The sequence below is a fragment of the Chromohalobacter sp. HP20-39 genome, assembly GCF_033052815.1.
In the GTDB taxonomy this organism is placed as follows: domain Bacteria; phylum Pseudomonadota; class Gammaproteobacteria; order Pseudomonadales; family Halomonadaceae; genus Chromohalobacter.
The window spans coordinates 272572-285563 of sequence record NZ_JAWHTP010000004.1; the positions used below are offsets into that span (position 1 = coordinate 272572).

The following is a 12992-nucleotide window of genomic DNA, read 5'->3' on the forward strand; positions in this document are numbered from 1 at the left end:
ACTCCCTATGAGAGGTAGCATATGACCACACTCGGCCATCTAATCAACGGCTCACGCGTCGCCGGTGAAGGGCGCACCCAGGACATCTTCAACCCCTCCACTGGCGAGGTCGGCAGCCAGGTCAGCCTGGCCTCCAAGGCCACCGTCGAGGAGGCCATCGCCGCCGCCCAGGCTGCCTTCCCGGTCTGGCGCGATACGCCGCCCGCCAAGCGGGCTCGGGTGATGTTCAACTTCAAGCAGTTGCTGGAGCAGAACGCCGACGAGATCGCCCGTCTGATCGGACAGGAGCACGGCAAGATCGTCCATGACGCCAAGGGCGAGCTGCAGCGTGGCATCGAGAACGTGGAATACGCCTGCGGTGTACCGGAATTGCTCAAGGGCGAGTACAGCAAGAATACCGGGCCGGGCATCGACTCCTGGAGCGAGTTCCACCCGCTGGGCGTGGTCGCCGGCATCACGCCGTTCAACTTCCCGGCCATGGTGCCGCTATGGATGTATCCCATGGCCATCGCCTGCGGCAATACCTTCGTGCTCAAGCCCTCCGAGCGTGACCCGACCTCGGCGCTCTATATCGCCGAACTGGCACTGGAAGCGGGCCTGCCCGCCGGTGTGCTCAATGTCGTCAACGGCGACAAGGAAGCCGTCGATACCCTGCTCGATGACGACCGCGTGCAGGCCGTGAGCTTCGTCGGTTCCACACCGATCGCCGAAACCATCTATCGCCGCGCCAGTGCCAATGGCAAGCGTTGTCAGGCACTCGGCGGCGCCAAGAACCACGCCATCGTGATGCCCGACGCCGATATGGATAACGTGGTCAATTCGCTGAACGGGGCGGCCTTCGGCTCCTCGGGCGAGCGCTGCATGGCGCTGTCCGTAGCGGTGGCCGTAGGCGACGAGGCGGCCGATGCCTTGATCGCCAAGATGCAGGAGCAGATGAAGACCTTGAAGGTTGGCCCCTTCCATGACGCCGAGAACGACTTCGGCCCGGTGATTACCAAGGCCCACCAGGAAAAAGTCTGCGGCTACATCGACGGTGCCGAGCAGCAGGGGGCCGAGATCGTGGTCGATGGGCGTGGCGTGAAGGTCCCGGGGCATGAGAACGGCTTCTACGTCGGCGGCACCCTGATCGATCGCGTCACGCCCGACATGACCTGCTATCGCGAGGAGATCTTCGGACCGGTGCTGCTGGTGATGCGTGTCGGCTCCATGGAAGAGGCCATGAAGCTAATCGACGATCATGAGTATGGCAACGGCACCTGCATCTATACCCGTGACGGCGAGGCAGCACGTTACTTCAGCGACCATATTCAGGTAGGGATGGTCGGCATCAACGTCCCCTTGCCGGTGCCAGTCTCCTACCACAGTTTCGGGGGCTGGAAGCGCTCGTTGTTCGGCGACCTGGCCGCCTACGGGCCGGATGCCGTGCGTTTTTACACCAAGCGCAAGACCGTTACCCAGCGCTGGCCATCGGCCGGTGTTCGCGAAGGGGCGCAGTTCTCCTTCCCCTCCTGAGATTCGATGGCCCCGCTGCGTGCGGGGCCATTACTGGTCTTCGCTGTCAGCGATTCCTAGCGGTCAGCGCTGCCTGCGAATTGCGCGAAGACCTCATCGCCGGTCAGGCGGGGAGTGTCGTTGGCGAAATCGTAGAAGGTGGGCTTTTCATCGATGAAGATCTGCTGGGCGACCGCCCAGGGTTCGCCGGCATCCAGCAGGCCCACGGGAAAGGCGTAGTGCTGGCCGTTGGCGAGACGGTAGAAGAGGTGCGTACCGCACTGCCGGCAGAAGCCGCGTTCGGCCCAGTCCGAAGACGCATAAACGTTGACGTTTTCCTCGCCCTCGAACGTCATGGGCTCATCGCTTTCGATGGCAAGCATCGGACCGCCACTCCAGGTTTGGCACATGCGGCAGTGGCATACACTCACGCCGTAACTGGCGAGCGACACGCGAAGGCTGACTGCGCCGCACAGGCAAGTGCCTTGGCTTTCATGAGAGGCTGACATGGTGGGCTCCTTGTTGGGGGATGGCTGTGTTGTCGGCAAGACATGATGCCGATATCAATCGATGGCTTCGATCAGTTCGGTCGCAGCTGCCTTGACACGATCCAGATAATCGCTGCCATTGGAAGGTGGCGTGGGGTCGGCGGTCATGACGATGGTAGCGTCATGTGCCGGTACCACGAACAGTAACTGCCCCCCATACCCCCAACCATAATAAACCGCCGTGTCGGCAAGCTGGGTAATGAACCACCCGTAACCGTAGTCGTCTTGATTGAAATGCGAGCGGGTACGCGTTTGCCAGGAGCGCTCTACCCATTCGGCGGGAAGCACGCGTTCGCCGTCGAACATGCCTCGTTGCCGATATAGCTCACCGATTTTCAACAAGGCACGTGGCGAGAGCCCCATTTCATTGCCCCCGAAATAGATGCCTTGTGGGTCGCGCGTCCAGGGCGGTATTGCGATCTCCAGGGGCGTGCCCAACCACTCGCGCATCAGCGTGAGGGTATCGCGGCCACTGGCCTTGGTGAGCGCGGCAGAGAGCAGATGGCTATTGCCGGTCGAGTACAGCATGCGCCCGCCGGGGTCGGCGACGAAGGGGCGTGACAGGGCGTTGCCGACCCAATCGTCGCTGGCCACCCAGCCACCGTAATTGGCGCCGGAGGTGCGCTCCAGCCCGGCCTGCATGGAGAGTAGATGGCCAACCTGGATGTCAGCGACGCGTGGATCGGCCTCGTTGGGGACGCGATCACCGAGCAATTCAGTGATCGGCTGATCGACGCCCTGGATGACGTCACGCGCGATGGCCGCGCCTACCAATGCAGAGATCAGCACCTTGGAGAGCGATTTGATGTTGGCTGTTTCGTCGACGTCGTGCCCGCGCCAGCCGCGTTCGATGACTGTGTCGCCGTCGACGGCCATCAGTAGCGTATGCGTACGGGGTAAATCCCCGATACGTTGTGCGGCTTCCTCGAGTGCCGGGCGATCGATGGCCGCCATGGCGGGCAGTGCCATGCCGGCGAGCGTGATGGTCAGTATCGATAAGCGCCAGGTGCGACGTGATAAGGGCAACATATGGCACGCATTCCATTGCAGCGAAAGGAGTAGTGTGGCCGATGGACGCAAGAGACCCCAAAAGATGATGAGCAAAAAAAAGTCCCCAAGAAGGGGACTAGGGGAGCACGCCAGCTCACTCGGTTCATCGCTGCCAGGCAACGACGCTAAAAAGGGGGGAAGAGGGCACCAGGTTCGATGTTTGGCGTTCTTCGTATCTTATAGATAGCGAAGTGCGTGCCATGTTTGTTAATTCTCTTTAAATACAATCCACTAGATTGTCTGACGGGGAGTAAAGGTGTGCCGTGACGTGGCGAAAAGGGGGAACGCTGCCCCAGGACGGGCATTTTGCCCGTCCCGTTGCACCATGGAAGGGCGGTGCGGCCTAAATCACCGAGAGCAGGCCGCCGTCGACATAGATGATCTGGCCGTTGACGAAATTCGAGGCGGGCGAGGACAGGAAAACGACGCTGCCAACCAGGTCTTCGGGTGTGCCCCAGCGGCGCGCAGGCGTTCGGTTGATGATCCAGTCGTTGAATTCGGGCTTGTCGACGAGTGGCTGGGTCATCTCGGTAATCATGTAGCCGGGGCCGATGGCGTTGGCCTGAATGCCATGCTCGGCCCACTCTGCGGCCATCGATTGCGTGAGTAGCCGTACCCCGCCCTTGGCGGCAGTGTAGGCACCCACGGTAGGGCGGGCCACCGTGCTCATCAGCGAGCCGATATTGACGATCTTGCCGCCCTGGCCGCGTGCGATCAGCCGTCGGGCGACGTGGCGTCCCACAAGAAAGGCGCTGCTGAGATTGGTGTCGAGTACGGTCTGCCACTCTTCGCGCGGTGTATCGATGAGCGGTTTACGTAGCTGGATGCCGGCGTTGTTGACCAGGATGTCGATGTCGACGCCTTGAGCGCCCAGGTCGACAAGGGTTTGCTCGATGGCGGTTTCGTCGGTGACATCGAACGACACGGTGCGCACGTCGTGATGTTCTTCCGCGAGTGCCTGCTGGGCACGCTGCAATTTTTCGACATTGCGTCCATGCAAGATCACCTGGGCACCGGCGTCCGCCAGGCCCTTGGCCATGGCATAACCGAGACCGCCGGACGAGCCGGTGATCAGCGCCGTTTTGCCGGTGAGGTCGAATAGCGTCATCGCGTGTTATCTCCTTGTCTTGAATGGCGTTATCAGTCTAGCTCGAAAAGGCTGGCGAGGACGTCGCCACGAAAGCCGGGGAGGCGCTTACGAAATGGCCCGCCGAGAGGCGGGCCATGGGGACGGTGATGCAGAGCGGACTTACAGATTGGCGAGAATGGTTTCGGCGCTGCTTTTCTCGACGCCCTTTTCATCGACGCCCAGGTAGCTCACCACGCCATCGTCGACGATCATGGCGTAACGCTGGCTGCGTGTGCCCATGCCGGCGCCACTGGCGTCTTTCTCCATGCCGATGGCGCGGGTGAAATCGGCGTGGCCATCGGCGAGCATGGTGATCGCCTGCGCGTTTTGATTCTGCTGCCAGGCACCCAGAACGAAAGCGTCGTTGACGGCCAGGCAGGCGATGGTGTCTACCCCCTTGGCGAGGATGTCGTCGGCATTGATCACGAAGCCTGGCATATGGGTGTTGGAGCACCCCGGCGTGAACGCGCCGGGCACCGCGAACAGCACCACACGCTTACCGGCGAACAACTCACCGGTGTCGAGGTCTTCGGGGCCATTGGCACCGTTGGTCTTGAGGGTGACGCTGGGTAGCTTGTCGCCTTGCGCGATGGTCATAGTGAACTCCTTTAGGTGATCGGTCCTGATCATTCACAGTGCGCTATTAGATCGGTATATCGCAACCCTGACCCTCGAGTATTGGCAGGACGCGGGGGGTGGGGAGGGTTGCGTGGCGCCAGTGTGACGAGGGGGTGGTAGACTCGCACCATCGCGTGAGGATTCAACCGGATTGAGAGGACAATGGCCAGACGCAAGGGATGGATTCGTCAGCAGAACGTGGAGAAGATCCTGCTGGCGGCGGAGCAGGTGTTTGCCGAGAAAGGGTATGCCGGCGCCTCGATGGGGGATATCGCGCAACTAGCGGGGATCCCCAAGTCCAATGTGCATTACTACTTTTCCACCAAGGAAGAGCTTTACCGTGACGTTTTGCTCGAACTGCTCGAGGTGTGGAAGCAGGATGCGCTGTGCTTCGAGCTTTACGACGATCCGCGTATCGTGCTGTCTACCTATATTCGCGCCAAGATGAACCACTCGCGCGGCCGCGCGGCAGGGTCCAAGGTCTGGGCTGCCGAAGTCATGCAAGGTGGCGCGGTCATCGGCGATTCGCTGCGCGATAACCTTTATGAGTGGGCCAAGCTCAAGGAAGCGAAGATACGTGAATGGGTCGAGGCGGGGCAGATCTGGCCTGTGGAGCCTTCCTATTTGCTGTACATGATCTGGGCGTCGACCCAGCATTACGCCGATTTCGACTACCAGATCGCCTTGCTCAACGATGACGCCCCCCTCGACGACACCCAGTTCGAGCATGCGGTGCAGACAGTGACCAGCGTCATCTTGCGGGGGATTGGGCTATCGCCGTGAGGTGACCCTTGAGGGCGACACCCCCGGCGGCTGCCAGGGGCGCCGCTCGAACGGGCAGCAACGCGTTCAGGCGGACTCACGAAACGGATTGCGCGGGTCCTCGTTCCAGCTCATGTAGGGCTTGTCGCTTGGCTGCGGCACCATGCTGATGCAGTCCTCGACCGGGCAGGTGATCTGACACAGGTTGCAGCCCACGCACTCTTGTTCGATCACCTCGTAGCGCCTGGCGCCGGCGGCATCGATCAGCTTGGCGATCGACTGATGCGAGGTGTCTTCGCAGGCGATGTAGCAGCGCCCGCACTGGATGCACGAGTCCTGGTCGATGTGCGCGATGGTCTGGAAGTTCATGTCCAGATACTTCCAGTCGGTGGTGTTGGCCACTGCCTTGCCGGAGAAATCACTGAGACTGCGATAGCCCTTCTCGGCCATCCAGCGTGCCAGGCCGTCCTGCATCTCCTCGACGATACGAAAGCCGTGGAGCATGGCGGCGGTGCATACTTGGACCGCGCCGGCACCGAGCGCGGCGAATTCAGCGGCGTCGTGCCAGTTGGAGATGCCGCCGATACCGCAGATCGGCAGACCCTGGGTTGCCGGGTCCCGGGCGATCTCGGCGACCATGTTCATGGCGATGGGCTTGACCGCTGCGCCGCAGTAGCCGCCGTGAGTGCTCTGGCTGCCCACGGTGGGCCTGGCGACCATGTTGTCGAGATCGATCGAAGTGATCGAGTTGATGGTGTTGATCAGCGAGACCGCGTCGGCACCGCCGCGCAGTGCGGCCTGAGCAGCAACGCGAATGTCGGTGATATTGGGGGTCAGTTTGACGATCACCGGCTTGGAGTAGTACTGCTTGCACCAGCGCGTGACCTGTTCGATCAGGTCGGGATTCTGGCCCACTGCGGCGCCCATGCCGCGCTCGGGCATGCCGTGCGGGCAGCCCAGGTTGAGTTCGATGCCGTCGGCGCCGGTGGCCTCCACCAGCGGCAGGATCGCCTTCCAGCTCTCCTCGACGCAGGGCACCATGATCGAGACGATCAGCGCACGGTCGGGCCAACGCTTCTTGACCTCGGTGATCTCTTGCAGGTTGATCGCCAGGCAGCGATCGCTGATCAACTCGATGTTGTTGAAGCCCAGCACTTCGCGGTTCTTTCCGAAGTGGGCGGAGTAGCGCGACGATACGTTGACCAGTGCCGGGTCCTCGCCGAGGGTCTTCCAGACCACGCCACCCCAGCCGGCCTCATAGGCGCGCTCGACATTGTAGGCCTTGTCGGTGGGTGGGGCGGAGGCTAGCCAAAAGGGGTTGGGCGAGCGGATGCCGGCGAATTCGATGCTCAGATCGACGTCGGGCTTTTTCGCGGATGCCTTCATTACGCGACCTCCTGCTGGGCCATGATCTCATTGTGGATGGCCTGGGCGGCCAGCTTGCCGTGTTGCACGGCCTGGACGGTCAGATCCTGACCGGCCGCCACGCAGTCGCCACCGGCATACACGCCGCCGAGCCTTGTGCGGAAGTTACCGTCGACCTCGATCTTGTCGGCTTCCCGGCCGAGCTGCCCGGCACGAACGTCGCTCAGGCTGGCGTCGTCGAAGGCCTGGCCGATCGCCGTGAAAATCGCATCGGCGGGGACGTCCAGGCTTTCGCCGGTGGTAGCCAGCGCTCCGCCGCGGGACTCGGTGCGCGCGAAGCGCATACCGGCCACGCGTCCGTCGTCGTCGAGCAGCACTTGCTCGGGCTGGGCCCAGGTGACGATGCGCACGCCGTTGGCCTTGGCGATCTCCTGCTCGTGGCCGGTGGCGGACATCGACTCGCTGCCGCGGCGGTAGACGAGAGTGACCGCCTCGGCGCCCAGGCGGGCCATCTGCACCGCCATGTCGATGGCGGTGTTGCCGGCGCCGATCACCACGCAGCGCTTGGCCACGGCGAGCCGGGACAGGTCGTCGGTCTGGCGTAGCTCCTTGATGTAGTCGGTGGCGGGCATCAAGCCGGTAGCGTGTTCCCCGGTCAGGCCGAGCCGGCGGCTGGCGCCGAGGCCCAGGCCCAGGAACACCGCATCGTAGCCGCGCTGCAGGGTCTCGAGCTCGAGATTGTCGCCCAGCCGTTGGCCATGACGGATCTCGATGCCGCCAATCTCGAGCAGGAAATCGATCTCGCGCTGGGCGTAGTCGTCTACCAGCTTGTAGCGGGCGATGCCGTATTCGTTGAGCCCGCCGGGCTTGGTCTCGGCCTCGAAGATCGTCACCCGGTGGCCGAAGGTGGCCAGCCGGTGAGCGCAGGAGAGCCCGGCCGGTCCGGCGCCGACGATGGCGATATGCTTGCCGGTATCGGCGGCACGCACGAACGGATGGCCGTCGAAGTGCATGTGATCGACGGCGTGGCGTTGCAGCAGGCCGATCAGCACCGGCTGGCACTCGGCGTCGTGATTGCGCACGCAGCTCTGCTCGCAGAGGATCTCGGTGGGGCAGACCCGGGCGCAACTGCCGCCGAGAATGTTCTCCTCGAGGATGGTCTGGGCGGCGCCGTTGATATTGTCCTCGGCAATCTCGCGGATGAAGCGCGGGATGTCGATATCCGATGGGCAAGCTTCCACGCACGGGGCATCGTAACAGTACAGGCAACGTTGGCTTTCAATGAATGCCTGGCGCTGGGTCAGCGGCGGATGCAGGTCACTGAAATTGGCCTCCAGCGCTGCACCGTTGAGATCACCATCGCCGGCTCGAGGCAGGTGGTTGAGAGGGTGGGTCACGGTAGAACTCCTTCGCTCGACCGCCAGCGGACGGAGTCTACTGGCGGGAGTCGCTCATTATTATTGGCTTGAACGTAACGGCTCAGCGCTCGACGGCGGTGGCCGCGTTGCGCTCGGCGCGCTTCTTGAGTACGTCATAGACGCCGGGGTAGGCGGGCCGCTCGATGTAGCGACCGGCGCCTTTCTCGGCGTGCAGCTCCTTGCCGTCGCGCCACACCCACTTGCCCTGGCTGATGGTGTGGCGCGGGATACCGCGCACCGTCTTGCCCTCGAAGATGTTGAAATCGACGTTCTGGTGGTGGGTCTCGGCGGAGATGGTGCGCGTGGCGTTGGGGTCCCAGACCACCAGGTCGGCGTCGGCGCCTTCCTGTATCGCGCCCTTGCGCGGGTACATGTTGAAGATCTTGGCGGTGTTGGTGGAGGTGACGGCGACGAAGTCCTGCATCGAGATGCGCCCGCCGTTGATGCCCTCGTCCCAGATCACCGCCATACGGTCCTCGATCCCGGCGGTGCCGTTGGGGATCTTGGTGAAGTCGTCCTTGCCCATCGCCTTCTGGTCGTTGCAGAAGCAGCAGTGGTCGGTGGCGGTGGTCTGCAGGTTGCCGGACTGCAGGCCGGTCCACAGCGCATCCTGATGTTCCTTGCTGCGAAACGGCGGGCTCATCACGTGGGCGGCGGCCTTGGCCCAGTCCTTGTCGCGATAGACGCTGTCATCGATCATCAGGTGCCCGGCGAGGGCCTCGCCGTAGACCGGCTGGCCCTGGCGGCGGGCGTAGGTGATTTCGTCGAGCGCGTCGCGGCACGAGACGTGGACCACGTAGATCGGCGCGCCCAGGGTGCCGGCGATGCGGATCGCCCGGCTGGCGGCCTCGCCCTCGACCTGCGGCGGGCGCGACAGCGGGTGCGCCTCGGGGCCGGTGAGGCCCTGGGCGAGCAGCTTCTGCTGCATGTGATAGACCAGCTCGCCGTTCTCGGCATGCACGGTGGGCACCGCACCGAGCTCCAGGCAGCGGGTGAAGCTGGCCACCAGGATGTCGTCGGTGGCCATGATGGCATTCTTGTAGGCCATGAAATGCTTGAAGCTGTTGACGCCATGCTCGCGGACCAGGGTGCCCATGTCTTCGTGGACGCTGTCGTCCCACCAGGTCACCGCGACGTGGAAGGCGTAGTCGCTGGCGGCCTTCTCGGCCCAGCCGCGCCAGGTCTCGAAGGCCTCCATCAGCGGCTGGCCGGGATTGGGAATCACGAAGTCGATGATCGTGGTGGTGCCGCCGGCGAGCCCCGCCGCGGTGCCGGTGTAGAAGTCCTCGCTAGCCACCGTGCCCATGAACGGCAACTGCATGTGGGTGTGCGGGTCGATGCCGCCGGGCATCACGTAGTGGCCGCCGGCGTCGATCACCTCGGCGTCGGCCGGGGCTTCGAGGTCGACGCCGACGGCGGCGATCTTGCCATCCACGCAGAGCACATCGGCGCGGTAGGTATTGTCATGGGTGACGACGGTGCCGCCACGGATCAGGATGGTCATGATTTCAAACCTCTTGGAATTGTTGTCGGAACGAAAATGCGAATGTACTTCGTATCCTTGTTGTGCCCCGGGTCGTCCGCCGGAATGAGCGCAGTCAGTTCCGGCAGCCCGATTATTCGCCGTCGGTGAGCCGTGTATAAGTCTCGGGTCGGCGGTCGCGGAAGAACTGCCAGGTATTGCGAATCTCTCGGACTATCGCCAGATCGACCTCGTGGATCAGCAGTTCGTCTTCGCTGGCACTGGCCTTGGCTTCTATCTCCCCGCGCGGATTGGCGATGTAGGAGTTGCCGTAGAATTCGCCGATGTTCCATGGGGCTTCGGTGCCGACGCGGTTGATGGCGGCGACGAAGCAGCCGTTGGCGGCGGCCGAGGCGGGTTGTTCGAGCTCCCACAGGTATTGCGACAGGCCGGCGACGGTGGCCGAGGGGTTGAAGATGATCTCGGCGCCGTTGAGGGCCAGTGCTCGCCAGCCTTCGGGGAAGTGACGGTCATAGCAGATGTACACGCCGATCTTGCCGTAGGCGGTGTCGAAGACTGGCCAGTTCGATTTGCCCGGCTTGAAGAAATACTTCTCCCAGAAGCCGGCGACCTGCGGGATGTGCGTCTTGTGGTACTTGCCGAGATAGCTGCCATCGGCATCGAACACCGCGGCGGTGTTGTAGTAGATGCCAGGGGCGGTTTCTTCGTAGATGGGCACGATGATCACCATGTGATGCTTGGCGGCGAGCTTCTGCATCATCTGACAGGTCGGTCCTTCGGGGACTTTCTCGGCGGCGGCGTACCACTTCTTGTCCTGGCTGGGGCAGAAGTAGGGCTGGTTGAAGACTTCCTGAAAACACAGCACTTGAACGCCGGCATCGGCGGCTTGCTCGATGTAGGGCAAGTGCGCTTCGTTCATGGCATCGCGGATGGCGGCCGGCTCGAGGTCGGTCTCGGTCTTCAAGGCCATCTGAATCAAGCCAATCTTCACTTTTTCCATCAATCAATCCTCATGTTGTGCTTATTGTTAACGGTTGTTGTAAGCCTTCCTGCATTGATTCGGTTTTTCTAAAACCTGTCTTCTGAGTCAGGATAATAGAAACCTAGTCGCTAATAAGACATTATTTCAAGTTGTTTTTAAATTTTTTGGAATGACTTTGAATGGTCGTAACTTATTAATTTACAAAGAATTCCCTATAAGGCTGCAAGGTGTGCACCAACTTTTTTATTTAAAAAATACAAATTTTTCTATTTTAAAACAGATATTTATGACCTTAATCAAGGTGCGCGAGTAGGCTGGGAAGCGTTGTTATGCACCATTGTGGAAATTGTCTAGAGTGTCAGGATGCTTGCCACCCAGCCCGGCGAGGCATGCGTGATATGCGTAGTGGCGGTATGGAATAAAAGTTGACGATGTAGGCAGGATTTATTGATTTATTGAAATCAATGACTTGTTGGAAATGGACGAGACCGACGAGGCGGCTTTCAAGGAGGCCTCTTCATCAAAACGCCAGATTGGGCATGCTTTTTGCGGGAAGGTGGCAAGCGACAGTCAGTATTCAACACAACGCATGGCTTCCCGATGCGGGGAGTCGGCGGCCGCATGAGGAGACAACAACAATGACGGCAAACACTTCACGCTCGGTGCAGCGTGGCGAACTCGTCGAACTGGAGGTGGGTGACGACGTTCGCGAGAGTTCACGTTTCAACGAGGATATCGCTCCGACACGGCTTGATGAGCGTACCTGGTCGCGCTGGAACGTCGCCGCGCTATGGGTCGGCCTGTCGATCTGCGTACCGACCTACACCCTGGGCGGTATCCTGACCGCTTATTTCGGCCTCTCGGTGAGCGAGGCGCTGATCACGATCCTAATCGCCAATATCGTGATCCTGGTGCCGCTGACGCTCAACGCCTATCCGGGCACCAAGTTCGGCATCCCGTTTCCGGTGGTATTGCGTTCGTCGTTCGGAATCCGTGGCTCCAACGTGCCCTGCTTGATCAGGGCGTTGGTCGGGTGCGGCTGGTTCGGCATCCAGACGATGTTCGGTGGATTGGCGATTCATCTATTGCTGGCGGCGGTCTTTCCACCCTGGCGTGCGCTGGAGGGCCTTGGCGAGGTAATCGGCTTCTTCCTGTTCGGTGCCATGAACCTGTATGTGGTGATCCGTGGTGCCGAGTCGATCAAGTGGCTGGAGACGCTCTCGGCGCCGTTGCTGCTGGCGGTCGCCGTGGGGCTTATGGTGTGGGCCGTGCCACACGTGTCGATGACCGAACTGTTGAGCCAGCCGCCGTCGCGTCCCGAAGGCGCACCGGTGTACGGCTACTTCTTCGCCGGGTTGACGGCCATGGTGGGCTTCTGGGCCACATTGTCGCTCAACATCCCCGACTTTAGCCGCTTCGCCAAGAGCCAGAAGGACCAGATCGTCGGTCAGATCATCGGCCTGCCATTGACCATGTTCTTCTTCGCCTCGCTGGGGGTGGTGATGACCGCGGCATCGGCGTCATTGGTCGGCGAGACGGTGTCCGACCCGGTCAGCCTGATCGGGCGTATCGACAGCCCCTTCTGGGTGGTCATCGCCATGATCTTCATCATCGTTGCGACGATCTCGACCAATACCGCCGGTAACATCGTCTCGCCCACCAACGATTTTCAGAATATCGCCCCCAAGCTGATCAACCAGACACGCGGCACGCTGATGACCGGCCTGGTCGGGGTGCTGCTGATGGGTTACGACCTGCTGCAGAAAGCCGGCGTGATCGTTTCCGACGTGACCCTCGAGAGCCTGTACTCCAACTGGTTGTTGGGCTATTCGAGCCTGTTGGGTCCGATCGCCGGGATCATGATCGTCGACTACTTCCTGATCAAGCGCCAGCAACTCGACGTCGCCAGTCTGTACAAGGATGGTGCGGCGTACCCGGCCTACAACCCGGCGGGGTTCATCGCCTTCTTCGTGCCGGTGGCGCTGACTGTGTTCTCGTTGGCGACGGGCGCCTGGACCTGGTTCTACGATTACGGCTGGTTCACTGGTTCGGCTCTGGGGGCGGTCATCTACTACGTTGCCAGCCAGGTACTTGCCAAGCCGTTGAGCCAGGATGACGCGGTAACCGATAAAGTAGGCACCTGAGC

11 protein-coding genes are annotated in these 12992 nt (G+C 61.7%); 3 read left to right on the top strand and 8 right to left on the bottom strand.

Translation table 11 applies throughout. The features are described from left to right. Positions 1-21: 21 nt before the first annotated feature. Positions 22-1512 carry a CoA-acylating methylmalonate-semialdehyde dehydrogenase gene (locus RVY79_RS10745; RefSeq protein WP_317464130.1) on the top strand — a complete coding sequence of 497 codons (1491 nt, stop codon included), beginning with the start codon at positions 22-24 and terminating at the stop codon, positions 1510-1512. 56 nt (positions 1513-1568) lie between these two features. Here the strand turns inward: RVY79_RS10745 and RVY79_RS10750 are convergent, their stop codons facing one another. The 4 genes from RVY79_RS10750 to RVY79_RS10765 form a co-directional block, all read right to left on the bottom strand. Then, on the bottom strand, positions 1569-2000 hold the full coding sequence (locus tag RVY79_RS10750) for a GFA family protein (protein ID WP_317464131.1): 432 nt from the start codon (positions 1998-2000) through the stop codon (positions 1569-1571). A gap of 54 nt (positions 2001-2054) precedes the next feature. Next, positions 2055-3068, bottom strand: a complete 1014-nt coding sequence (locus RVY79_RS10755; protein ID WP_317464132.1) for a serine hydrolase — start codon at positions 3066-3068, stop codon at positions 2055-2057. A 364-nt stretch (positions 3069-3432) separates the two neighbouring features. Continuing rightward, a complete protein-coding gene (locus RVY79_RS10760) occupies positions 3433-4197 on the bottom strand; it encodes an SDR family oxidoreductase (RefSeq protein WP_317464133.1) in 765 nt (254 codons plus the stop codon). A 141-nt stretch (positions 4198-4338) separates the two neighbouring features. Beyond that, a complete protein-coding gene (locus tag RVY79_RS10765) occupies positions 4339-4815 on the bottom strand; it encodes a peroxiredoxin (RefSeq protein ID WP_317464134.1) in 477 nt (158 codons plus the stop codon). A gap of 183 nt (positions 4816-4998) precedes the next feature. Here RVY79_RS10765 and RVY79_RS10770 point away from each other — a divergent pair, with 183 nt between their 5' ends. Next, positions 4999-5619 (top strand): TetR/AcrR family transcriptional regulator, encoded by a 621-nt coding sequence (locus tag RVY79_RS10770; RefSeq protein ID WP_317464135.1) that lies wholly within the window; start codon positions 4999-5001, stop codon positions 5617-5619. 66 nt (positions 5620-5685) lie between these two features. On the opposite strand, the gene preA is transcribed toward RVY79_RS10770, so the two are convergent. The 4 genes from preA to RVY79_RS10790 all read right to left on the bottom strand — a co-directional run bounded on the left by preA (position 5686) and on the right by RVY79_RS10790 (position 10864). After that, complete coding sequence (gene preA / locus RVY79_RS10775; RefSeq protein ID WP_317464136.1) at positions 5686-6984, bottom strand: NAD-dependent dihydropyrimidine dehydrogenase subunit PreA; 1299 nt, start codon at positions 6982-6984, stop codon at positions 5686-5688. Further along, a complete protein-coding gene (locus RVY79_RS10780) occupies positions 6984-8360 on the bottom strand; it encodes an NAD(P)-dependent oxidoreductase (RefSeq protein ID WP_411161724.1) in 1377 nt (458 codons plus the stop codon). Before RVY79_RS10780 ends, preA begins: the two co-directional genes overlap by 1 nt. A gap of 82 nt (positions 8361-8442) precedes the next feature. Next, positions 8443-9885, bottom strand: coding sequence for a dihydropyrimidinase (gene hydA / locus RVY79_RS10785; protein ID WP_317464137.1), 1443 nt, complete (start codon positions 9883-9885; stop codon positions 8443-8445). 112 nt (positions 9886-9997) lie between these two features. Further along, on the bottom strand, positions 9998-10864 hold the full coding sequence (locus tag RVY79_RS10790; RefSeq protein ID WP_317464138.1) for a nitrilase-related carbon-nitrogen hydrolase: 867 nt from the start codon (positions 10862-10864) through the stop codon (positions 9998-10000). Positions 10865-11484: 620 nt separating this feature from the next. On the opposite strand from RVY79_RS10790, the gene RVY79_RS10795 reads away from it, so the two are divergent. Next, positions 11485-12990, top strand: coding sequence for an NCS1 family nucleobase:cation symporter-1 (locus RVY79_RS10795; RefSeq protein ID WP_317464139.1), 1506 nt, complete (start codon positions 11485-11487; stop codon positions 12988-12990). Positions 12991-12992: the final 2 nt, after the last annotated feature.